Origin of the sequence: Kitasatospora sp. NBC_01246, assembly GCF_036226505.1 — a bacterium.
Lineage (GTDB): Bacteria > Actinomycetota > Actinomycetes > Streptomycetales > Streptomycetaceae > Kitasatospora.
Map to the genome: position 1 here is coordinate 3,492,537 of NZ_CP108484.1, position 22,266 is coordinate 3,514,802.

A 22,266-nucleotide genomic window follows, 5' to 3' on the forward strand; every position below is an offset into this window, starting at 1 on the left:
TACCGGTGCGGACCGGTCTCCGTCTTGTCCCGGTCTGGGCGACGTGACACCCCCGGCGCCGAAGGAACGATTCGCCGCTCGGGCCCACCGTACTCCCCGCCCCCGGCGCGCCCTCACCGGCCCCGGAGCGGGCCACCCCTACCATCCGAGAGATGCCCGTTTCCCCCTGTTCCGCCCTGCCCGGACGGCGCCGTGCCTGGCCCCGCCGACTGGCCGCCGGCATCGCCTTCGGCGTCCTCACCACCTCCGGCGGCGGCTGGGCGGTCCTGCACGGCCTCGGCTCGATCGACCGGGTGGACGCCTTCAGCGGCGACGCGGCCCGGCCCGCCGACGACGGTTCCACCACCTTCCTCCTGGTCGGCACCGACGAGCGGGAGGGCATCCCCGAGAAGACGCTCAAGGAGGTGCTGCACGCCGGGGGCGAGTCCTGCCACTGCACCGACACCATGATGATCGTCCAGGTCGCCGGGGACGGCTCCCGGGCCAGCGTGATCAGCATCCCCCGGGACTCCTACGTGGACATCCCCGCCCACCGGGACCAGGTCACCCGCAAGGACGTCCCGGCCGGCAAGGGGAAGGTCAACGCGGCGTTCGGGATGGGCGGGCCGCAGCTCACCGTCGCCACCGTGGAGCAGAACACCGGACTGCGGATCGACCACTACCTCCAGGTGAACTTCGCCGGGTTCGTCTCCGCCGTGGACGCCGTCGGCGGCGTGCGGGTCTGCACCAGCAAGCCGCTCAAGGACGACTACTCCGGCCTCGACCTGCCGGCCGGCACCACCACCCTGGACGGCGCCGGGGCGCTCAGGTACGTCCGCGCCCGGCACGTGGACGGCAGCGCCGACCTCGGCCGGATGCACCGCCAGCAGAAGTTCGTCGCCCAGCTGCTGCACCAGGTGACCGACAGCGGCACGCTGTTCAACCCCGTCCGGCTGGCCCGGCTGACGGACAGCCTGCTCGGCTCGGTGAAGGCGGACAAGGACCTCACCACCGGCGACCTGATCACCCTGGCGTCCAGGCTGAGGGAGCTCTCGGCGGGGCGCGCGGACTTCGCGACCGTGCCGCTGGCGAAGCTGGACCACCAGGTGGCCGGCTGGGGCTCGACCGTGCTCTGGGACCAGGCGGGGGCGAAGGCCCTGTTCGACGCCGTGCGGGCCGGGCGGCCGCTGAATGCCGCGGCGGCCGCGGCGGGCCCGGCCCCGGGCTCCGCACCGGCCGGCGAGCCCGAACCGGGCGGGGCCGCCTCCCCCGCGGCGGCCGCCTCCCCCGGCGCCGCGACCACCACGCCGAGCGCCGCGGCGACCCCGGTCGCCCCGTCCGCGGTGCCCCCCGAGCAGGTGCACGTCCAGGTGTTCAACGCGGCCGGGGTGCCCGGTCTGGGCGCCCGGGTCGACGGCGACCTGCGGCGGGCGGGCTTCGCCACCACCGGCGCGCCGTCGAACGCCCCGGCGGGGACGGCGCCCGGCCGGACGGTGGTCCGCTACGACCCGCGCTGGACCGAGTCCGCCCGGACGCTCGCCGCCGCGCTCCCGGGCGCCGAGTCGACCGCCGTCCCCGGCCTCGGGCCCACCCTCCAGGTGTACGCGGGCGGGGACTACCCGGCCGCCCCGGGCGCGAGCCCGGCCGCGGCCACCGTCGCACCGCTGCCGCCGCCCCCGGCGCCCGCCGCGACCCCGTCGGCCACCGTGGCGGCCGAGAAGGCGTCCGACATCGTCTGCCCGTAGGCCCGCAGGCGCAGGTCTCGTGCTGCCGGGCCCTGGGCCGCGGCGCCGGGAACGCCGGCAGGGGCCGGGTGCTGTGACGCACCCGGCCCCTGCCCTCCCCCGATCCCCCGATCCGGGGGTCAGTCCGTCGCGATGGCCGCGAGGACGTTCATCCGACCGGCCCGGAAGGCCGGTACGAGAGCCGCGACCAGGCCGATGACCACCGAGGCGACCAGCGTGACCACGATCGTGCCGGTCGGGACGGCCAGCGTCTCCAGCCCCTGGTCCTTGAGGACCCGCTGACCGGTGATGCCCCAGGCCAGGCCCAGACCGGTCCCGAGGATCGCGCCGAACAGGGCGATCACCACGGACTCCAGCCGGATCATCCGGCGCAGCTGACGCCGGGAGAGCCCGATCGCCCGCAGCAAGCCGATCTCCCGGGTCCGCTCCACCACCGAGAGCGCCAGGGTGTTGACGACGCCGAGCACCGCGACCACGATCGCGAGGCCGAGCATGCCGTAGATGATGTAGAGCAGGGAGTTGACCTGCTCCTGGACGAGGTCCTTGTAGCCGGCCTGGTCCCGCACGGTGACCTGCGGGTACTCCTTGAAGGAGGACTCCAGCGCGGTGAGCGTCCCGGCGACGTCCGAACCGGGCCGGGCCTTGCCGAAGACGACCGCGTCATTGCCCTGGTCGGCGACCGGGACGGCCTTGCCGAGGGTGTCCAGGCCGATGAAGTAGTTGCCGTCGAAGAGCGAGTTGCCCTTGGTCAGGATCACGCCGACCGGCAGGGTCTGGGCGCGGCCCTTGCCGTAGTCGATGCCGATCCGGTCGCCGACCTTGAGACCGTGGTCCGCGGCGAAGGTCTCCCCGACCACGATCGCGCCCTGGCCGAGCGCGTCCGCGCTGCCGGACTTGACCGGGAGCTTGAAGTCGGCGGTGAAGCTCGGCGAGACCGCGGACACGCCCTCCTTGGCCGTCTTGCCGTCCGGGGTGGTGAAGAGCGCCGGTACGAACTGCTGACGGGTGATGTGCTCGATGCCCGGCGTGTTCTCGGCCGCCTTCACCATCTCGGGGGTGAGACCGGTGCGGCCGGCGGAGATGATGTAGTCCGCGCCGACCGACTTGTCGATCTGCTCGTTGGTGGACTTGATCACCGAGGAGGTGAAGACCGAGGCACCGATGACGAGCGCGAGGCCGATCATCAGGGCGCCGGCGGTGGCGCCCGTCCGACGCGGGTTGCGCATCGCGTTGCGCTGGGCGAGCTTGCCGGACGGGCCGAACAGGGCCGGCAGCAGCGCACCGAGCACCCGGACCACGCTGGTGGCCAGCAGCGGACCGAGGACGACGAAGCCGATCAGGGTGAGCAGCACGCCCAGGCCCAGGTACTGCCCGCCGGTGGCCGCCTTGTCGGCCTTGGCGGCCAGGACGAGCAGGCCGCCACCGCCGGCGGTCAGCACCAGGCCGATCACCGTGCGCACGAGGTTGGAGCGGCCCTCGGCCGGAGTGCCGTGGTCGCGCAGGGCCGCCATCGGGGCGATCCGGGCGGCCCGGCGGGCCGGGAACCAGGCCGCGACCAGCGTGACCACGATGCCGAGGGCGTAACCGGCGATCGGCACGTCCGCGGTGATCTGGAGGTCCGCGGCGCTGAGGTTCATGCCGATGGCCTTCATCAGCTGGATCAGACCGGCCGCCAGGCCCAGGCCGGCGCCGAGGCCGATGGTCGAACCGAGCACCGCGAGGATCAGCGCCTCGATCAGCACCGAGCGGTTCACCTGCTTGCGGCTGCCGCCGATGGCGCGCAGCAGCCCGATCTCCCGGGTGCGCTGGGCGACCAGCATGGAGAAGGTGTTGATGATCAGGAAGCCGCCGACCAGGGCGGAGATCAGCGCGAAGCCGAGCATCGCGTTCTTCATGAAGCCGAGGAAGGAGCCGACGTCCTTGTTGTTCTCCGCCTTCTGCTCCGCCGCGGTCTTCACCTGGTAGCCGCCGCCGAGCGCGCCGAGGGCGTCCGCCTTCAGCTGCTCGTCGGTGCGGGTGCCGTCGCCGAAGGCCTCGACCGAGGTGTACGCGGTGGTGCCGAGCAGCACCTGCTGGGCGGTCGCGGTGTCCAGGAAGGCGAGCGCCGCGCCCGGGTTGGTGGTCTTGAAGGTCGCGATGCCGGCGATGGTGAAGTCGTGCTTGCCGCTGCCGGCGATCACCCGCAGCTTGCCGCCGAGGCCGAGGCCAGCCTTCTTGGCGGTGTCCGCGTCCAGCACGACCTGGTCGGCGCCCTGCGGGGTGTGCCCCGAGGTGATCTCCACCGAATTGCGCGGCGTCTCCGTCCAGTTGCCCGTCAGGGTGGGCGCGCCGCTGGTCGGGCCGATCGCCTTGTTGGTGGCCGGGTCGACCAGGACGGCGTCCTGGGTGAACACCTGCCCGACCGCGGTCCGCACCCCCGGGGTAGCGGCGATCCGCTGCACGGTGTCGACCGGGAGGGTCGCCACCTTGCCGCCGGGGGCGTCGTCGTCGCCGTCGATCCCGGCCTTGGCGGGCTGGACGGAGATGTCGGAGGCGGTCGAGGCGAAGAGCCGGTCGAAGGTGCTGGTGGCGGTGTTGGAGAACACCAGCGTGCCGGACACGAACGCGACCGAGAGGACGATCGCGAGCAGCGAGAGCACCATCCGCCCCTTGTGGGCGAGGAAGGTTCTCAGTGAGGTCTTGAGCAGCATGTCCCGGTCCCCGCTCAGCTCGTGCGCTTGCCGTCGAAACGGCGCATGCGTTCGAGGACGGAGTCGGCGGTGGGGGCGTGCATCTCGTCGACGATGACGCCGTCCGCGAGGAAGAGCACGCGGTCCGCGTAGCCGGCGGCCACCGGGTCGTGGGTGACCATGACGATGGTCTGGCCCAGTTCGTCCACCGAGCGCCGCAGGAAGGTCAGCACCTCGGCGCCGGCCCGGGAGTCGAGGTTCCCGGTGGGCTCGTCGCCGAAGATGATCTCGGGGCGGGCGGCCAGGGCCCGGGCGACCGCGACGCGCTGCTGCTGGCCGCCGGAGAGCTGCGCCGGGCGGTGCTTGAGGCGGCCGGCCAGGCCGACGGTCTCGACGACCTGGTCCAGCCAGGCGGTGTCCGGCTTGCGGCCGGCGATGTCCATCGGGAGCGTGATGTTCTCCAGCGCGTTCAGCGTGGGGAGGAGGTTGAACGCCTGGAAGATGAAGCCGATCTTGTCCCGGCGCAACCTGGTGAGCTGCTTGTCCTTCAGGCCGGTGATCTCGGTGTCACCGATCCAGATCCGGCCGTCGGTGACGGTGTCCAGGCCGGCCAGGCAGTGCATCAGGGTCGACTTGCCGGAGCCCGAGGGGCCCATGATCGCGGTGAAGCGGCCGCGCTGGATGTCGACGTCCACCGCGTTCAGTGCGGTGACCCTGGTCTCGGCCGTGCCGTAGGCCTTGGTCACCTGACGGGCCGAGGCGGCGACGGCGGCGGCACCGCCGGGAAGCTGGGGGTTGTACACGGCTGCTGCTGCCGTCGTCACTGGATTCTCCTCAGAAGTGGGCCCACCCGTTGACTCCAGCCTCGTCGCTCCCACCTGCCCGCGAAATGGTGCAGGAGAGAGTTCTTGACCGGTAGTCAGCCCCACCCACCCGGTGTGTCCAGGACCCTCCGGTTCACCGGAACCTCGGTCCTGATCCGCACGAGCGGGGATGTGATCCACGTTAGGAGCGGCGAGCGAACCGCTCGTCATCCGCCGGTATGAAGCGGCCCAACCGTAGTTGTACGGGGCGCGGCGCCCCTCCCCCTAGGGGTCGCCGCCACCCTTCTCGGGGTCGGCCCGTACGGGACCGTGCCGCAGGCCCCGTCAGCCGGCGAAGGCCGGAGTGGCGAGCCGCTCCAGCGCCGTCGCGAAGGCCTCCACCACGGGCGTGAGCAGCACGTCCGTCTCGCGCTCGATCACGGTCGCGCCGTCCTCCCGGACGGTGATGTGACGGTCGAGCACGAACCAGCCCTGGGTGATGTGGCCGGCGCCCATCGAGCTGAGCACCGGACGCAGCGCGTAGTCGACGGCCAGCACGTGCGCGGTGGAGCCGCCGGTGGCCAGCGGCAGGACGGCCTTGCCGGTCAGCGCGTACTGCGGCAGCACGTCGAGCAGGGTCTTCAGCAGACCCGAGTAGGCCGCCTTGTAGACCGGCGTGCCGATCACCACGCCGTCCGCCCGGGCGAAGAGCTCCAGCGCGGCGACTATCTCGGGATGGGAGAAGTCCGCCGAGAGCAGGGCGTGCGCGGGCAGACTGCGCACCTCGAACGGGACGACCCGGTGACCTCGGGCTTCGAGCTGCGCGTCGACGTGGCGCAGCAGGCGGGTGGTGCGGGAGGTCGCGGACGGCGAGCCGGAAACGGACAGGACGGTGGCCATGGGTTCACCTCGGGGCAGGAAGCGGGGACGGCGCTACGACAGCGGAGAGCACGCCACGCGGGCGGCGGGAAACGCTGGAGAGGGGTGTGCGGGGAGGAGAGGGTTCGACGGGCGCGCGTCAGCCACGACAGAGCGAACAGGACACACGCTGAAGGTCGACGTGCCGCCGACGCGTGAGGGTCCATCGCTGATCCATGGCAGTCATGCAAACACGCGCTGTTCGAACCGGTCAAGGATCGTTCCGGCTGGTGAACACAGGGTGAGACGGATGGTGAGACGGGCGGCGGGCGGACGGGGGCGGCGGCGGCAGCCGGCGCGGCGCCGTCCGCCACCCTCCGTGGGGCGGCCGTGAGCCCGCCGTGAGCCCGCCCGCGCATCGCGCGGGAACGTGCGGCGGAACGATCCGGCGCGTGCATCAAAACTGCTACAAGGGCCCCGGTGGGGGCCCCGGGGGGAGTCACCGCACCCGGCGTCGGGCATTCTCTCCCACATGAACACGTGGCAGGAGGGCCGCCCGGGCGGCGGTGGCAACGGCGGCGGCGCGTACGGACGCGGCGGTGGCAACGCGGCCGAGCCGCCGCTGCCGGCTGGGCTGAACCCCCGCGGCCCGGGGGCCCCGGCGCCGCGACAGCCGCAGGAGTACGGCCAGGCGCAGCCGCCGGCCCAGGCACCCGGCTACGGGTCCGCGCAGGGCTACGGGCAGCCCCAGGCGTACGGGCAGCTGGGCGGCCGTCCCGGCGTGCCCGCGCAGGGCCAGGGGGCGCCCGGCGGCCCCGGCGCGCCCGGCGAGCCGATAACCCCGGGCGGTACCCAGCCGCCCGCCGCCCGGCCCTCGCGCTGGCCGCGGCGCCGGATCGTCAAGTGGTCGGTGTTCGGCGTCCTGATCGCCGTCATGGTCACCGCCGTCTCGACCTGGTTCTGGGCCGACTCCAAGCTGAACCACGAGAACGTGCTCGCCGACTACCCCGGCCGCCCCGCCGCCGGGAAGGGCACCAACTGGCTGATCGTCGGCTCCGACAGCCGCAACGGGCTCTCCGACTCCCAGGAGGAGGACCTGCACACCGGCCACGCCGGCGGCAAGCGCAGCGACTCGATGATGATCCTGCACATCGGGGACGGCGGGAACACCCTGATGAGCATCCCGCGCGACTCCTGGGTGCCGATCCCCGAGCACACCGGCGACAACGGGAAGCCGGTCAAGGCGACCACCTCGAAGATCAATTCGGCCTTCGCGTCGGGCGGCGGCAAGCTGCTCGCGCAGACCGTCGAGCTCAACACCGGCCTGCGCATCGACCACTACGCCGAGATCGGCTTCGCCGGCTTCGTGGGCATCGTGGACTCGGTCGGCGGTGTCGACATGTGCATCGACCAGGACGTCAAGGACAAGGACTCCGGCCTCGACCTGAAGGCCGGCTGCCAGAGCCTGACCGGCACCCAGGCCCTCGCCTTCGTGCGCCAGCGCCACCAGATGGCCGACCAGGACCTCGGCCGGATGCGCAACCAGCAGAAGTTCCTCGGCGCGCTGGCCAAGCAGGCCGCCTCCCCCGCCACCGTGCTGAACCCGTTCACCTTCTACCCGCTGGTGGACTCCGGCCTCGGCACCCTGATCGTCGACGACGACGCCGGCCTGACCGACCTCGGCTCGCTCTTCCTCGCCATGAAGGACGTCAACGGCGGCGACGGCAAGAGCATCACCGTCCCGATCGCCAACCCGGACTTCCGGACCAACACCGGCGAGTCGGCGGTCAAGTGGGACAGCGCCAAGGCCAAGCAGGTCTTCGACGCCTTCAAGAACGACACCGCCGTACCGGACGTGAAGTGACACCGCCGGCCTCCGCGAGGCGCTGCGACGGGCCGGCCACCATGAGTGGACGTCTCTCGTCACCGCGCTGATCCGCCGCCGCCGTCACCGCCTGGGGCTGCGGGAGGACGCCTGGCGGCCGGCCACCGCCCGGCCGGGCCGCACCGCCTAGGTATCCTCCGGCCGCGGTCGGGCGGCGGGCGCCGGGGGCACCGGCAGGCGGTCGAGGGTGATGCCGAAGTGCTCGCGGTAGGCGGCCAGGGCGCCGGCCTCGTCGAGGTCCTCCTCGGTGCGCGCGCCGTCCGGGCCGGTACGGATCAGCCGGACGCCGCCGAGGGTGATCCGGCCGCCGTCCCGGGTGAGCCGCGAGCAGGTCGACGAGCGGGTGAAGTGGGAGTCCGGCGAGGTGGTCTGCCACCAGCAGGTCGGCACGAAGTCGGCCAGCCGGTGGGGGCGCAGGCCGAGCCGGTACTCCGGCCGGCCGTCCAGCAGCACGTCGAGCTCGTCGTCGGCGTGCGGGACCAGGATGAACTCACCGCCCGGTTCGCGCTGCGGGCCGCGCTCGTCCAGGCGCAGCGGGAAGTGGCTGAACCGGCCGAAGCCGACGTCGGCCAGCCAGGGCTCGGCCAGGTCGACCCGCAGGGCGAGGTGGTCGAACGGCGGGCCGGGCCGGTCCCCGTCGAAGGCCCGGGCGCCGAGCAGGTCCACCCGGTAGCCGAGCGCCCGCAGCAGCTCGGCGAACAGGCCGTTGAGTTCGTAGCAGAAGCCGCCGCGGCGCCGGGTGACGAGCTTGGCGAACAGCGCGCCGGGGTCGAGGACGACGGGCTCCCCGAGCCCGATGGCCAGGTTCTCGAAGGGCACGGTGCCCAGGTGCGCGCGGTGCAGCTCGGCGAGGGCGGCGGGCGAGGGCCGGCCGGGGCGCGGCAGGCCGATCCGCGCCAGGTAGGCGTCCACCTGGGTGTCGGTGAGGCCGTCGACGGCCGGGGGGTGATCCACGGTGTCCATTCCAGCGGGCCGGCGGGGAGCCGGGCCATCGGTCGTTGGACGTAGGGCTCAGGTCGCGCGGCCGGTCGTACCGGGCCGGGACGTGCGAGGAGCAGGAAGTCGGCCCGGCCGACTTCCTGCTCCTGGGCTCGTCAGGGGGTCGGACCTCAGGCCACGATGCCCGAGTCGGCGATGGTGATCTTCGCCGAGGTACGGCCGCTCTGCGAACCGTAGGACTCGATCTTCGTCACGAGGTCGAGGTTCTCGACGACCTCGCCGAAGACGACGTGCTTGCCGTCCAGCCAGTCGGTCACGATGGTGGTGATGAAGAACTGCGAGCCGTTGGTGTTGCGGCCCGCGTTCGCCATCGAGAGCTGGCCCGGCTTGGTGTGCTTGAGGGTGAAGTTCTCGTCCGCGAACTTCTCGCCGTAGATGCTCTTGCCGCCGGTGCCGTCACCGCGGGTGAAGTCACCGCCCTGCAGCATGAAGCCCGGGATGACGCGGTGGAACGAGGAGCCCTTGAAGCCGAAGCCGTGCTCGCCCGTGGCCAGCTCGCGGAAGTTCTTGGCGGTCTTCGGGACGATGTCGTCGAAGAGCTTGAAGACGATGCGCCCGGCCGGCTCGTCGTTGATGGTGATGTCGAAGTAAACGTTGGAACCCATGCAGGGATCATGGCATGCCGCCCCCGGGGACGCGCGACGGCCCCGTAAATCGTCCGGTCGCCGGGCGTGCCGCGGCTCCGGACCGGCCTCGACAGGGGCCGGCGGCGGGTGGCAGGGCGACCGGGGTGGTCCCGGTGGCGGTGGCGGTCCCCGGCGGCCCGCTCGCGCGGGGAGTCCGGCCAGGTCCCGGGCCCGCACCCCGCCGGGCGGTCCCCTAGCATCGCCCTCAGGTCAACCGACAAGGGGGGAACGGGACATGAGCGTGACGACGGAGACGGGGCGGATCGGCGTCTATCTGGCGCACCCGCGACCGGGCAGCTTCAACCACGCGCTGTTCGACGCCGTGGTGGACGAACTGCGCGGACGCGGCCACGAGGTGCTCGCGCACGATCTCTGCGCGGAGGGGTTCGAACCCGCGCTGGCCGCCGGGGAGACCGGGACGGTCGACGCCGCGGCGGAGCCGGCCGATCCGCGACTGGCCCTGCACCGGGCGGAGGTGGCCACCCTGGACGCGCTCGTCCTGATCCACCCCAACTGGTGGGGCATGCCGCCGGCCGTCCTGACCGGGTGGGTGCAGCGGGTGCTCGTGCCCGGCGTGGCGTACAAGCTCGGCACGGCGGACGGCGAGCCGGCCGGGCTGCTCCGCGCCGGGCGGGCCCTGGTGCTGAACACCTCCGACACCCCGGAGGAGCGCGAGCGGGCCGAGTTCGGCGATCCGCTGGAGCGGATCTGGGCCGCCTGCGTGCTGCCCTACGTCGGCGTGACGGACGTGCGGCGGACCGTCTTCCGCACGGTGACGGACTCGGCCGACGCCGTCCGCGCGCAGTGGCTGCGCCAGGCGCGGCAGGAGGCGGCGGCGCTGATCGGCTGAGTCGGGTCGGAGCCCGGCCACGGGCCGGAGTGGACGGCGGTGGTCGCCGCGACCGACCGGGCCGCCGTACCGGGGTGGCGGCGCGGCCGTCCGTGCTAGAACCGGCGGCGGCAGCGGGCGCGCACGCGCCCGGCGCCACCGTGCGATCCCATGTCACCGACCGCTTCCCCGGGAGACCCATGTCCGCCGCACGCACCGCACGCACCGGCCGCACCGGCCCGATCCGCCTGCTCCTGGCCGCCTTCGCGGCCCTGGCGCTCCTGCTCACCGGGGCCGCCACCGCGACCACCGCCGCCGCGGCCACCACCGGACTCGACGGGGCCTGGGCGTGCGACGTCCCGGCCGGGTACGTCTACGACCAGGTGGCCATGAACCGGACGTGCAGCTCCGGCAGCTGGAACGCACCGCAGTTCCACCTGCGGACGCCCGTCGACGGACTGACCGCCTGCAAGAGCTCTCCCGGGTTCGTCTACGACGCCATCACCTGGGGCAGCGCCTGCAGCCAGCAGCCCGGCGTAACCTCCAACGCGTACCACCTGCGGACGCCGGTGGACGGCCTCACCGCCTGTATGGGCACCCCGGCGTTCACGTACGACCGGATCACCTACACGAGCGCGTGCAGCCTCCAGCCCGGCGTCCAGGCCACCACCTTCCACCTCCGCAAGCCGGTCAACGGCCTCTGGGCGTGCACCGTCCCGTCCGGTTTCACGTACAGCCAGAGCACCCAGAACACCGACTGCAGCTACACCCAGGGCGTCCCGTCCACCAAGTACCTGCTGCTGGGCTGAGGCCCCGCGCACCGCCGGAGCAGGAAGTCGGCCGGGCCGACTTCCTGCTCCGCACTCCTAACGGGGACGCCTCGGACGGCCCGATCTCCGGCCCCCGCCCCCGGCTCGGCGGGCACCGGCGGGCCTGACTTCCGCCCGCCGGCCTCAGGCGCCCGAGGGTTCGGCGCCGGAGAGGTCGAGCTCCGCCACCTCCTGGTCGCCGCTGAGCTCGCCGGTGGGGCGGAACCCGAGGCGCCGGTAGAACGCGGCCGGGCCGTGGTCGCCGGGCACGTAGGTGACCGTCACCCGGTCGCCGCCGCGGCGGCGGATCTCGGCGCAGACCTGCTCGACCGCGAAGCGGCCGTAGCCCCGGCCCTGCTCGTCGGCGGCGATGTTGAGGCGCCAGAGGCCGGAGCGGAGCCGGTCTCCGGGCCGGTCGGGCTGGAAGGCGATGTCGAAGAACGCCATCACGAACCCGACCGCGCGGTCGCCGTCGAAGAGCACCCGGGGCCAGGCGGTGTCGCCGTGCGCGTACGCCTCGGCCAGGGACTTGGCGACCGGCGAGACCAGCTGCTCCTGGTCCGGGCGCACCTTCAGTTCGAGCGCGGCGTCGATGGTGGCGGGGGTGACCTTCTCCAGTCGGAGGGTCGACGATGACGTAGACATGGCGGCCACCCTAGGTCGGGCCCGGCGAACCGTCTCCCGGGTTTCGCCGGGCCCGCCCCCGGACTGCCCGGAGCCGGGCCCCCGGGGCCCCCGCCGGACCTCACGGCGCCGGGGTGAAGACCAGCGTCGCGTTGTGGCCCCCGAACCCGAAGGAGTTGGTGAGCGCGGCGGTCAGCGCGCCCCGGCGCGGGGCACCGGTGACCACGTCCAGCTTCACGGCCGGGTCGACGGTGTCGAGGTTCCGGGTGGCCGGGACCACGCCGTCGCGCAGGGCGAGGACGGCGGCGAGGGCGCCGATCGCACCGGCCGCGCCGAACAGGTGGCCGGTCATCGACTTGGTCGCCGTGACGACCGGGTGGAGCCCGATCGCCTCGGCCACCGATTCGGCCTCGACCAGATCGCCCAGCGGGGTCGAAGTGGCGTGGGCGTGCACGTGCGCGATGTCGACCGGCGCCAGGCCCGCCTCGGCCACCGCCCGGCGCATCGCCCGGACCTGGCCCTCGGCCGCGGCCGCGGTGATGTGGAACGCGTCCGAGGTGACCGCCGCGCCGGCGAGCGTGGCGTGCGCCCGGGCCGAGCGGGCCGCGGCGAACCCGGCCCGCTCCAGGACGACCACCACCGACCCCTCACCGATCACGAAGCCGTCCCGGCCCGCGTCGAACGGCCGGGAGGCCAGTTCGGGCTCGTCGTTGCGGGTGGAGTGGGCCTTGGCCTGGGCGAACCCGGCCAGCGTGAGCGGGCAGACGCAGGCCTCGGCGCCACCCGCGACCACCACGTCCGCCCGGCCGAGCCGGATGAGGTCCAGGCCCATCGCGATCGCCTCGGCGCCGGACGCGCAGGCGCTCACCGGTGTGTGCGCGCCGGCCCGCGCGCCCAGGTCGATGCTGACCCAGGCCGCCGGGCCGTTCGCCATCAGCATCGGCACCGTGTGCGGGGAGACCTTGCGGACCCCGGAGGCCTCCAGCACGTCGTCCTGCCCGAGCATGGTGAGCGCGCCGCCGGTACCGGTGCCGATCACCACGGCCAGCCGCTCCGGATCCACCTCGGGCGTGCCCGCGTCGGCCCAGGCCTGCCGGGCGGCGATCAGCGCCACCTGCTCGCAGCGGTCCATCCGCCGGGCCTGCACCCGGTCCAGCACCTCGGACGGCTCGACCGCCAGCCGCCCGGCTATCCGCACCGGCAGCCCGGCCGCCCACTCGTCCTCGATCGCCCGGATGCCCGACCGCCCGGCCAGCATCCCGGCCCAGGTCGAGGCGACGTCCCCGCCGAGCGGCGTCGTCGCGCCGAGCCCGGTGACCACCACGCGGTCGTCGTCAGCACTCATCGACCGAACCCCCTGCTTGTTGTGGAGATTGTGAGAGAGCCACAACTCCCCGCACCGGTGAGCACGGGGAGTCGCGGACTCATCTGCCACTGTGCCAGGGCATTGATGGTCATTCAGATGTGCAACGCAACCGATTCGACCACGAGCTCTTTGTAGGGTTTATCCATGATCTCAGGTCATGAGCGCAGGGGTCACCAGCTCAGGGGTCACCAGCTCGGGGCGCACGAACTCGGAGGCCATGTGCCCAGGTCGCCGGCTCCGGTCACGGCAGGTTGCGGGCCATGACGATCCGCTGGACCTGGTTGGTGCCCTCGTAGATCTGCGTGATCTTCGCGTCCCGCATCATCCGCTCCACCGGGTAGTCCCGCGTGTACCCGTACCCACCCAGCAACTGCACCGCGTCCGTCGTGATCTCCATCGCCGCGTCCGACGCGAAACACTTCGCCGACGCCCCGAAGAACGTCAGATCCGCGTCCCCCCGCTGCGACTTCGCCGCCGCCGCGTACGTCAACTGCCGCGCCGCCTCCAGCTTCATCGCCATGTCCGCCAACATGAACTGCACACCCTGGAAATCACCGATCGGCTTCCCGAACTGCCGACGCTCCCGCACATACCCCTTCGCGTAGTCCAACGCCCCCTGCGCGATCCCCACCGCCTGCGCCGCGATCGTCACCCGCGTGTGGTCCAGCGTCCGCATCGCCGTCGCGAACCCCGACCCCTCCGCACCGATCATCCGATCCGCCGGAATCCGCACATCGTCGAAGTACACCTCACGCGTCGGCGACCCCTTGATCCCCAACTTCCGCTCCGGCGCCCCGAACGACACCCCCTCATCACCCTTCTCCACCACGAACGCCGAGATCCCCTTCGACCGAAGCTCCGGATCCGTCACCGCCATCACCGTGTAGAACTCCGACACCCCCGCGTTCGTGATCCAGCGCTTCACCCCGTTCAGCACCCAGAAATCACCGTCCCGCACCGCACGCGTACGCATCCCCGCCGCGTCCGAACCCGCCTCCGGCTCCGACAGGCAGTACGAGAACATCCCCTCACCCCGCGCCAGCGCCCCCAGGTACTTCGCCTTCAACTCCTCCGACCCCGCCAACTGCACCGGCAACGACCCCAGCTTGTTCACCGCCGGGATCAACGACGACGAGGCACACACCCGCGCCACCTCCTCGATCACGATCACCGTCGCCAGCGCGTCCGCCCCCGCACCACCGAACTCCTCCGGCACGTGCACCGCGTGCAGGTCGTTGCCCCGCAACGCGTCCAACGCCTCCCGCGGGAACCGACCCTCCTCGTCCACCTCCGCCGCGAACGGAGCGATCTTCGCCTCGGCCAGCGAACGCACCGCCTCACGCAGCATCTCGTGCTCCTCGGAGATCCGGAAGAGATCGAAGTCCGCCGACCCTGCGCTGCCCGCCATGATGCCTGCCTCGCCGCTCAGTTGTTAGTTACCGTTAAGTAGATCCTAGGGCTCCGACCTGCGGCTGCCTAGGTTCAGTCGACGTCGGACCCGAGGGTGTCGCCGGCCCGGTGCTCCTGGAAGTACTCCGGCATCCGGTCGTTGCGCATCGCCTCCCAGAGCTGCGCCGCCGGACGCTCGTCCAGCAGCACGACGCTCTGGCCGTCGCGGGTGTCGAAGCCGCCGAACGGCGCGTTCATGAAGCGGACGTCGTCGGCGCGCAGCGAGCGCAGGCCCCAGGCGAGCTGGAAGAGGTCGGTGTTGGAGAGCCGGTCGTCCACGCTGACCACCTCGCCGACCGACTGCAGCAGGCCGCCGAGGCGGGACGGACTGGCCAGCGTGCCGGAGTCCATGACCCGGAGCATCAGCGCGCGCAGGAAGTTCTGCTGGCGCTTGGTGCGGTCGAGGTCCCCGCCGGGCAGACCGTAGCGCTCACGGACGTACAGCAGCGCCTGGGCGCCGTCCATGTGATGGGTCCCGGCCTCCCAGGCGCGGGCCTCGCCGGCCGCCTCGATGGTGCGCGGAATGGTGATGTCCACGCCGCCGACGGCGTCGGTGAGGGCGCGGAAGCCGTTCCAGTCGACCACGGCGAGGTGGTCGATCCGGATGCCGGTGAGGTTCTGCACGGTCTCGGTCATCAGGGCCGGGCCGCCCCAGGAGTACGCGGCGTTCAGCTTGGCCTTGCCGTGCCCGGGGACGTCCACCCAGGTGTCGCGGGCCAGCGAGACCAGCGAGGCGCTGCGGCCGTCCTCGGACAGGTGCAGCAGCATCATGGTGTCGCTGCGGGCCGCGCCCTCCTGCCAGACCGGGGCCGTCGCCCGGCTGCCGGTGGTCGGCACGTCGGAGCGGGCGTCCAGGCCGACCAGCAGCAGGTTGAGGCCGCTCGCCGGGACGGGCCTCGGCTGGGCGGACTCCGGCGCCGTCGGGAAGGCGTCCGGGATCCGGGTGACCGAGGAGGCGTAGTGCTCGGCCGCCCAGAAGAGCGCGCCGCCCGTACCGAGGACCACCACCAGCAGCGCGGAGAGCGTCCAGAGCAGGACGCGGCGGGTGCGACGGCGGCGGGCCGGCGGCTCGGGGCCCCGGTCCGGCCCGGCGGCCTCCGCGCCGCCGGCGCGCGGCCCGAAGAGGCTGAGCCCCTCCGCCGGCCCGGCGGACCCGTCGGGACGCGGCGGTTCTTCGGTGTGGGGCGCCTCGGCGGCGTGGGGCGGTTCTTCGGCGTGGGGCGGTTCTTCGGCGTGGGGCGGGCGCGGCGGTTCTTCGGCGTGGGGCGCCTCGGCGGCGTGGGGCGGTTCTTCGGCGTGGGATGTGTCCGGTGTGTCCGTGCTCTCGGGCTTCGGATCCATGCGCGCATTGTGCCGCCGGTCACAGCGCCCGTGTGGGGGTTCCGCCGGATCGCGCCCGGCGCACACCCGGCGCCCGGCGGCAGCACCCGGGTGCCCGGAACATCGGCGCAGGCGGGACGGCCTGGGCCGGGTCCGGACGGGCGGATAGCATCGGTGCTCGCACGTCCTGCCCGTCCCACGGCAGGCAAGGTCGAGATTCCGCAAAGGGGAACCCGTGACCCTCCGCATCTCCGTGATCGGCACCGGCTATCTCGGTGCCACCCACGCCGCCGCCATGGCGGAGTTCGGCTTCGAGGTGCTGGGTCTGGACATCGACCCCGAGAAGATCGCCACGCTGACCGCCGGCCGGGTGCCGATGTACGAGCCGGGCCTGTCCGAGCTGCTGCTCAAGCACGTGGCGGGCCACGAGGGTTCGACCGGCCGGCTGCGCTTCACCACCTCCGCCCAGGAGGCCGCGGAGTTCGGCGACGTGCACTTCGTCTGCGTCAACACCCCGCAGCGCAAGGGCGAGTTCGCCGCCGACATGTCCTACGTGGACGCCGCGATCGACGAGCTGGCCCCGCACCTGACCCGGCCGGTGCTGGTGGTCGGCAAGTCCACCGTGCCGGTCGGCTCCGCGAACCGGCTGGCCGAGCGGCTGGCCGCGCTGGCGCCGGTCGGCGAGGACGCCGAGCTCGCCTGGAACCCGGAGTTCCTGCGCGAGGGCTTCGCCGTCCAGGACACCCTGCGGCCGGACCGGATCGTGGTCGGCGCCCGCAGCGAGCGCGCCGAGCGGCTGCTGCGCGAGGTGTACGCCGAGCCGATCGCGGCCGGCGTGCCGTTCGTGGTCACCGACTTCGCCACCGCCGAGCTGGTCAAGGCCGCCGCCAACTCCTTCCTGGCCACCAAGATCTCGTTCATCAACGCGATGGCCGAGGTCTGCGAGGCGGCCGGAGCCGACGTCACCCTGCTCTCCACCGCGCTCGGCCACGACGACCGGATCGGCCGCAAGTTCCTCAACGCGGGCCTGGGCTTCGGCGGCGGCTGCCTGCCCAAGGACATCCGCGCGTTCATGGCCCGGGCCGGGGAGCTGGGCGCCGACCAGGCGCTGGCCTTCCTGCGCGAGGTCGACTCGATCAACATGCGGCGCCGCTCCCGGATGGTCGAGCTGGCCCGCGAGCAGTGCGGCGGCGGCTTCCTCGGCCGCCGGGTCGCCGTCCTCGGCGCCGCCTTCAAGCCCAACTCCGACGACATCCGGGACTCCCCCGCGCTCAACGTCGCCGCCCAGATCCAGCTCCAGGGCGCGCAGGTCACGGTGTACGACCCGAAGGCGATGGACAACGCCCGCAAGATGTTCCCGGGCCTCGCCTACGCGCAGTCCCCGCTGGAGGCCGCCGAGGGCGCGCACGTGGTCCTGCACCTCACCGAGTGGCAGGAGTTCCGCGACCTCGACCCGGCCGAGCTGGGCACGGTGGTCGCCGAGCGCCGCCTGCTGGACGGCCGCAACGCCCTGGACGCCGACGCCTGGCGCGCCGCCGGCTGGACGTACCGGGCGCTGGGCCGCCCGAGCTGACGCGGCACGCGCCGGGGCCCGCCGGTCGTTCCGACGACCGGCGGGCCTCGTGCCTGCTAACCGAACCGCCCGCCGAGCCCGAGCCGGGGGATCTCGATGGCGGGGCACTTGTCCATCACCATCGCGAGACCGGCCGCGCGGGCCCGCTCGTAGGCGGCCTCGTCCACCACGTCGAGCTGGAACCAGACGCCCTTGGCACCGATGGCCACGGCTTCGTCGGCCACCGCGCCGGCGAGGTCGGACCGGACGAAGGCGTCGACCACGTCGACCTCGAACGGGATGTCCGCCAGCGAGGCGTACCCCTGCTCCCCGTGAACGGTCTCGGCCTTCGGGTGCACGGGCACGATCCGCTTCCCGAAGCGCTGCAGCACCTCGGCGACGCCGTACGCGGCGCGCCGGCGGTTGGACGACAGGCCGACCACGGCCCAGGTGTCGCCCAGCTCGGTAAGGATCTTGCGGACCGTCTCCGGGTCGCCGTACATGCCCTGCCTCCTCGCAGCCGCGGACTCAACCACTGGCAGCACCCCGGTCCGCCCGGCCATTCCCGGGCGGACCGGGCCGGGAACGGCCGGCCGCGCTGGTGCTCAGCCGGCGAGGCCGTCGAGCTGCGCGAGGGTGGCGATGGACGGGCGGCGGGTGGTCCGCAGCTCACGCGCGACGGCCTCGGCGTCACGCAGCACACGTACCGCGTTGTGCCAGGTGAGCTTCCCGAGGTCGGTCGGCGACCAGCCCCGGCCGAGCAGTTCGGCGATCAGGTTGGGGTAGCCGGCCACGTCGTCCAGCCCGGCCGGGAGGAACGCCGTGCCGTCGAAGTCGCCGCCGATGCCGATGTGGTCGATGCCCGCCACCTCGCGCATGTGGTCGAGGTGGTCGGCGACGGTGGCCGGGGTGGCGACCGGGCGGGGGGTGGCCTGCTCGAAGGCCCGCTGGCAGGCCATCCCGGCCGGCGTGGTGTCGAGGTGGTCGAAGCCGTGGGCGCGCATGTTCTCGTCCGCGGCGGCGGTCCACTCGATGGCGGCGGGCAGGATGAACTTCGGGACGAAGGTGGCCATCGCCACGCCGCCGTTGGCCGCCAGCCGGCCGAGCACGTCGTCCGGGACGTTGCGCGGGTGGTCGCAGACGGCGCGCGCCGAGGAGTGCGAGAAGAGCACCGGCGCCTCGCTGACCCGCAGCGCGTCGCGCATGGTGTCGGCGGAGACGTGCGAGAGGTCGACCAGTATGCCGAGCCGGTTCATCTCCCGGACGACCTCCTCGCCGAACCGGGTCAGGCCCCCAGCCGCCGGCTTGTCGGTCGCGGAGTCGGCCCACGGGGTGTTGTCGTTGTGGGTGAGCGTCAGGTACCGGACGCCGAGCTCGTACAGGGCGCGCAGGGTGGCCAGCGAGGAGTCGATGGAGTGGCCGCCCTCGGCGCCCATCAGGGAGGCGATCCGGCCGTCGGCGCGGGCGGCCTCCATGTCCTCGGCGGTGAACGCGAGACGGAGCCGGTCGGGGAAGCGGGCGGCCAGGGCCCGGACGAAGTCGATCTGCTCCAGGGTGGCGCTGACGGCGTGGTCGCCGGCCAGCCGCGAGGGGACGTAGACGGACCAGAACTGCGCGCCGACCCCGCCCGCGGCGAGGCGGGCGAGGTCGGTGTGCAGCCGTGAACTCTGGTCGGCGGCCAGGTCGAGCGTGTCGAGGTCGTAGCCGACCTGCTCGCGCATCGCCCAGGGGAGGTCGTTGTGGCCGTCCACCACGGGGGTGTCGCGGAGGAGGGCGCGGGCACGGTCCAGCAGGGCGGCCGGGTCGGGCTGCTCAGCGGAGTCCAACAGCTCAGAGGTCATACGAGCTGTTGTATCCGATATGACTACTTTCCAAAGCCGAAGGAGGCGGAACCCGCCACCTTGGCCCGCAGCTTCTTCCCCTTCTCGGTGGCCTGGCTGTTCAGCTCGGCCTGGAAGTCGGTCATCTTCTCGGTCAGCTCCGGGTCGAACGCGGCCAGCATCCGCACCGCCAGCAGGCCCGCGTTGCGCGCACCCGCCACCGAGACGGTGGCCACCGGCACCCCGGCCGGCATCTGGACGATCGACAGCAGGCTGTCCATGCCGTCCAGGTAGCGCAGCGGCACCGGGACGCCGATGACCGGCAGCGGGGTGACCGAGGCGAGCATGCCCGGCAGGTGGGCGGCGCCGCCGGCGCCCGCGATGATCGCCTTCAGGCCGCGCCGGTGGGCCTCCTCGCCGTACGCGACCATCTCGCGCGGCATCCGGTGCGCGGAGACGACGTCCACCTCGTAGGGGATCTCGAACTCGTCGAGGGCCTGGGCCGCGGCCTCCATGACCGGCCAGTCGGAGTCCGAGCCCATCACGATGCCGACCAGGGGGCCGTGGGAAGAGGAGGTCATTCGGTGATCGTTCCTCGCAGGTAGGCGGCCGCGTGACGGGCGCGCTCGCGGACGTCGTCGAGGTCGTCCCCGAAGACGTTGACGTGACCGACCTTGCGGCCGGGCTTCACGTCCTTCCCGTACATGTGGATCCGCAGGCCGGGGTCACGGGCCATGCAGTGCAGGAAGGCGTGGTACATGTCCGGGTAGTCGCCGCCGAGCACGTTGACCATGACGGTCCACTTGGCGCGCGGCCGGGGGTCGCCGAGCGGCAGGTCGAGCACGGCCCGCAGGTGGTTCTCGAACTGGGAGGTGACGGCGCCGTCCTGGGACCAGTGCCCGGAGTTGTGCGGGCGCATGGCCAGCTCGTTGACCAGGATCCGGCCGTCCCGGGTCTGGAACAGCTCGACCGCCAGGTGGCCGGTGATGTCCAGCTCGCCGGCGATCCGCAGGGCCAGCTGCTGGGCCTCGTCGGACAGCGCCGGGTCGAGGTCCGGCGCCGGGGCGGTCACCTCGGCGCAGACGCCGTTCTCCTGGACGCTCTCCACCACCGGGTAGGCGACGGCCTGGCCGCTGGGCGAGCGGACCACGTTGGCGGCCAGCTCGCGGACGAAGTCCACCTTCTCCTCGGCCAGCACGGGGACGCCGGCCAGGAACGGCGCGTGCGCCTGCTCCTCGTCGTCGACGACCCAGACGCCCTTGCCGTCGTAGCCGCCGCGGACGGTCTTGAGGACGACCGGGTAGCCGGCGCCCTCCTCGGCGAAGGCCGTCACGTCGGCCGGGCCGGAGACGATCCGGTGCCGGGGGCAGGGCACCCCGATGGAGTCGAGCCTGGCCCGCATCACGCCCTTGTCCTGGGCGTTGACCAGCGCCTCCGGGCCGGGCCGGACGGCCACGCCGTCGGCTTGCAGGGCCCGCAGGTGCTCGGTCGGCACGTGCTCGTGGTCGAAGGTGATCACATCGCAGCCGGCCGCGAAGCGGCGCAGCGTGTCGAGGTCGCGGTAGTCGCCGAGGACGGTCTCGGAGACCACCTGCGCGGCGGAGTCCTGGGGCGTGTCGGCGAGGAGTTTGAACCGGACCCCGAGCGGGATGCCCGCCTGGTGTGCCATCCGGGCCAGCTGCCCGCCGCCGATCATGCCCACTACTGGAAAATTCGCATTGCCCGGGGAAGTCACCCCGCCAGGATATCCGGGCCGGTCGGGGGCCATGGAACCGCCATGGAACCGTACGGCCGGCGGGCACCGTCCCAGGGAGCGAGGAGCCCTGGGGGCTGAGCCGATCGGCGGAACCGGGTAGCCTGGACCGCTAGGTCCTGGTACGCGTGGTCCGATCATGTGCGTGCACGCAGGGCTCAAGGGGCCAGCCGCGCATCCGCTCCGGGCCCCCTCGTCCGCAGCACATGGAGGCAGCCCGGTATGGCGACGACCGCAGCGTCGAACCCCCCGCTGACGCAGAGACTGCGCGGTCTGTCGGGCGAGGTGGTGAAGTTCGGCATCGTCGGCCTGAGCGGTGTGGTGGTCAACTTCGCCGTCTTCTGGATCTGCATCAACGGGTTCCACCTGGCCTCGCTGCGGTCCAACATCGCCGCCACCCTGGTGGCCATCGCGACCAACTACCTCGGCTACCGCTACTGGCTGTACCGGGACCGCGACGCCGCCTCGCGCAAGCGCGAGATCACGCTGTTCCTGCTGTTCAGCGGCGCCGGGATGCTGATCGAGACCGGGGTGCTGGGCTTCTCGGTCTACGTGCTCGGCCTGGACTCGCACTTCGAGCAGCTGGCCGCCAAGGTGGCCGGCCTCGCGGTGGCCACGGTGTTCCGCTTCGTCTCCTACCGGACGTGGGTCTTCACGGCCGTCCCGGAGACCGGCGCCGAGCCCGCCCCGGCGGCCGAGGTCGTCGCGCAGGCCGAGCTGGTGCTCGCCGCCGAGGAGATCCGGTACGCCAAGGCCGAATAGGCCCACCCCCTTGCCCCGCCCGCTCGGGCGGGAGGACAGTGGTGACCGAGGGCGAGCACGGCCGGCGAACGATCGAGGCCCGGGGGATCCCAGGAGGCTCGCCATGGCGTTCGTCCAGATCATCGACTGCAAGACCGACAAGGTGGACGACCTCAACCGGCTGATGGACAGCTGGGCCGAACAGACCGAGGGCCGGCGGACGGTCGGACACGCGATGGTCGGCGCCGACCGCGCGGACCCGCGGCACCTGGTGGAGATCGTCGAGTTCGCCTCCTACGAGGACGCGATGAAGAACTCCGCGCTGCCGGAGACCGACCGGATCTTCCGGGAGATGGTCGCGCTCTGCGACGAGCCGCCGACCTTCACGGACCTGGACGTGGTCCGCGACACCCGGTTCTGAGAGCACCGCAGGGGCCGG

20 protein-coding genes and 1 pseudogene are annotated in these 22,266 nt (G+C 72.8%); 7 read left to right on the plus strand and 14 right to left on the minus strand.

What is annotated here, in order from left to right; genetic code table 11:
* Window positions 1–152 precede the first annotated feature (152 nt).
* Window positions 153–1,724, plus strand: a complete 1,572-nt coding sequence (locus OG618_RS15175) for an LCP family protein (protein ID WP_329487936.1) — start codon at window positions 153–155, stop codon at window positions 1,722–1,724.
* Window positions 1,725–1,843: 119 nt separating this feature from the next.
* Here OG618_RS15175 and OG618_RS15180 read toward each other — a convergent pair whose 3' ends face one another.
* From OG618_RS15180 to OG618_RS38030, 4 genes are all read right to left on the minus strand, one after another.
* On the minus strand, window positions 1,844–4,414 hold the full coding sequence (locus OG618_RS15180; RefSeq protein WP_329487937.1) for an ABC transporter permease: 2,571 nt from the start codon (window positions 4,412–4,414) through the stop codon (window positions 1,844–1,846).
* Window positions 4,415–4,428: 14 nt separating this feature from the next.
* Entirely contained in the window at window positions 4,429–5,217 is a 789-nt protein-coding gene (locus tag OG618_RS15185) for an ABC transporter ATP-binding protein (RefSeq protein ID WP_396491807.1), read from the minus strand.
* 324 nt (window positions 5,218–5,541) lie between these two features.
* The gene (gene ssuE, locus OG618_RS15190) at window positions 5,542–6,096 is read right to left on the minus strand and encodes an NADPH-dependent FMN reductase (protein ID WP_329487938.1); all 555 of its coding nucleotides are present in this window, start codon (window positions 6,094–6,096) and stop codon (window positions 5,542–5,544) included.
* Window positions 6,097–6,214: 118 nt separating this feature from the next.
* On the minus strand, window positions 6,215–6,301 hold the full coding sequence (locus tag OG618_RS38030; protein WP_352297720.1) for a putative leader peptide: 87 nt from the start codon (window positions 6,299–6,301) through the stop codon (window positions 6,215–6,217).
* A gap of 285 nt (window positions 6,302–6,586) precedes the next feature.
* Here OG618_RS38030 and OG618_RS15195 point away from each other — a divergent pair, with 285 nt between their 5' ends.
* Entirely contained in the window at window positions 6,587–7,918 is a 1,332-nt protein-coding gene (locus OG618_RS15195; protein WP_329487939.1) for an LCP family protein, read from the plus strand.
* Window positions 7,919–8,065: 147 nt separating this feature from the next.
* On the opposite strand, the gene OG618_RS15200 is transcribed toward OG618_RS15195, so the two are convergent.
* Together OG618_RS15200 and OG618_RS15205 are read right to left on the minus strand one after the other, a co-directional pair.
* Window positions 8,066–8,902 (minus strand): arylamine N-acetyltransferase family protein, encoded by an 837-nt coding sequence (locus tag OG618_RS15200; RefSeq protein WP_442906799.1) that lies wholly within the window; start codon window positions 8,900–8,902, stop codon window positions 8,066–8,068.
* A 146-nt stretch (window positions 8,903–9,048) separates the two neighbouring features.
* Complete coding sequence (locus OG618_RS15205; RefSeq protein ID WP_329487941.1) at window positions 9,049–9,543, minus strand: peptidylprolyl isomerase; 495 nt, start codon at window positions 9,541–9,543, stop codon at window positions 9,049–9,051.
* A gap of 256 nt (window positions 9,544–9,799) precedes the next feature.
* On the opposite strand from OG618_RS15205, the gene OG618_RS15210 reads away from it, so the two are divergent.
* Both OG618_RS15210 and OG618_RS15215 read left to right on the plus strand, forming a co-directional pair.
* Window positions 9,800–10,414 (plus strand): NAD(P)H-dependent oxidoreductase, encoded by a 615-nt coding sequence (locus tag OG618_RS15210; RefSeq protein WP_329487942.1) that lies wholly within the window; start codon window positions 9,800–9,802, stop codon window positions 10,412–10,414.
* A 179-nt stretch (window positions 10,415–10,593) separates the two neighbouring features.
* On the plus strand, window positions 10,594–11,202 hold the full coding sequence (locus tag OG618_RS15215) for a hypothetical protein (RefSeq protein ID WP_329487943.1): 609 nt from the start codon (window positions 10,594–10,596) through the stop codon (window positions 11,200–11,202).
* A gap of 144 nt (window positions 11,203–11,346) precedes the next feature.
* Here the strand turns inward: OG618_RS15215 and OG618_RS15220 are convergent, their stop codons facing one another.
* The 4 genes from OG618_RS15220 to OG618_RS15235 all read right to left on the minus strand — a co-directional run bounded on the left by OG618_RS15220 (window position 11,347) and on the right by OG618_RS15235 (window position 15,982).
* Complete coding sequence (locus OG618_RS15220) at window positions 11,347–11,847, minus strand: GNAT family N-acetyltransferase (RefSeq protein WP_329487944.1); 501 nt, start codon at window positions 11,845–11,847, stop codon at window positions 11,347–11,349.
* A gap of 100 nt (window positions 11,848–11,947) precedes the next feature.
* The gene (locus OG618_RS15225) at window positions 11,948–13,171 is read right to left on the minus strand and encodes a beta-ketoacyl-[acyl-carrier-protein] synthase family protein (RefSeq protein WP_329487945.1); all 1,224 of its coding nucleotides are present in this window, start codon (window positions 13,169–13,171) and stop codon (window positions 11,948–11,950) included.
* A 262-nt stretch (window positions 13,172–13,433) separates the two neighbouring features.
* On the minus strand, window positions 13,434–14,600 hold the full coding sequence (locus tag OG618_RS15230; protein ID WP_329487946.1) for an acyl-CoA dehydrogenase family protein: 1,167 nt from the start codon (window positions 14,598–14,600) through the stop codon (window positions 13,434–13,436).
* A gap of 74 nt (window positions 14,601–14,674) precedes the next feature.
* A complete protein-coding gene (locus OG618_RS15235; RefSeq protein ID WP_329487947.1) occupies window positions 14,675–15,982 on the minus strand; it encodes an LCP family protein in 1,308 nt (435 codons plus the stop codon).
* 214 nt (window positions 15,983–16,196) lie between these two features.
* On the opposite strand from OG618_RS15235, the gene OG618_RS15240 reads away from it, so the two are divergent.
* Window positions 16,197–17,534 carry a UDP-glucose dehydrogenase family protein gene (locus OG618_RS15240; protein ID WP_329487948.1) on the plus strand — a complete coding sequence of 446 codons (1,338 nt, stop codon included), beginning with the start codon at window positions 16,197–16,199 and terminating at the stop codon, window positions 17,532–17,534.
* Between the two features lie 56 nt (window positions 17,535–17,590).
* Here OG618_RS15240 and OG618_RS15245 read toward each other — a convergent pair whose 3' ends face one another.
* The 4 genes from OG618_RS15245 to OG618_RS15260 all read right to left on the minus strand — a co-directional run bounded on the left by OG618_RS15245 (window position 17,591) and on the right by OG618_RS15260 (window position 21,101).
* The gene (locus OG618_RS15245; protein WP_329487949.1) at window positions 17,591–18,016 is read right to left on the minus strand and encodes a CoA-binding protein; all 426 of its coding nucleotides are present in this window, start codon (window positions 18,014–18,016) and stop codon (window positions 17,591–17,593) included.
* 102 nt (window positions 18,017–18,118) lie between these two features.
* Window positions 18,119–19,354, minus strand: a complete 1,236-nt coding sequence (locus OG618_RS15250) for a dipeptidase (protein WP_329487950.1) — start codon at window positions 19,352–19,354, stop codon at window positions 18,119–18,121.
* 23 nt (window positions 19,355–19,377) lie between these two features.
* Window positions 19,378–19,914 (minus strand): 5-(carboxyamino)imidazole ribonucleotide mutase, encoded by a 537-nt coding sequence (gene purE, locus OG618_RS15255; RefSeq protein ID WP_329487951.1) that lies wholly within the window; start codon window positions 19,912–19,914, stop codon window positions 19,378–19,380.
* Window positions 19,911–21,101 carry a 5-(carboxyamino)imidazole ribonucleotide synthase gene (locus OG618_RS15260; RefSeq protein ID WP_329487952.1) on the minus strand — a complete coding sequence of 397 codons (1,191 nt, stop codon included), beginning with the start codon at window positions 21,099–21,101 and terminating at the stop codon, window positions 19,911–19,913. Before OG618_RS15260 ends, purE begins: the two co-directional genes overlap by 4 nt.
* 207 nt (window positions 21,102–21,308) lie before the next feature.
* On the opposite strand from OG618_RS15260, the gene OG618_RS15265 reads away from it, so the two are divergent.
* Entirely contained in the window at window positions 21,309–21,848 is a 540-nt protein-coding gene (locus tag OG618_RS15265) for a GtrA family protein (RefSeq protein ID WP_329487953.1), read from the plus strand.
* A gap of 103 nt (window positions 21,849–21,951) precedes the next feature.
* Window positions 21,952–22,236 (plus strand): annotated as a pseudogene (locus OG618_RS15270) (ester cyclase); the annotation flags it as partial.
* Between the last annotated feature and the right edge of the window lie 30 nt (window positions 22,237–22,266).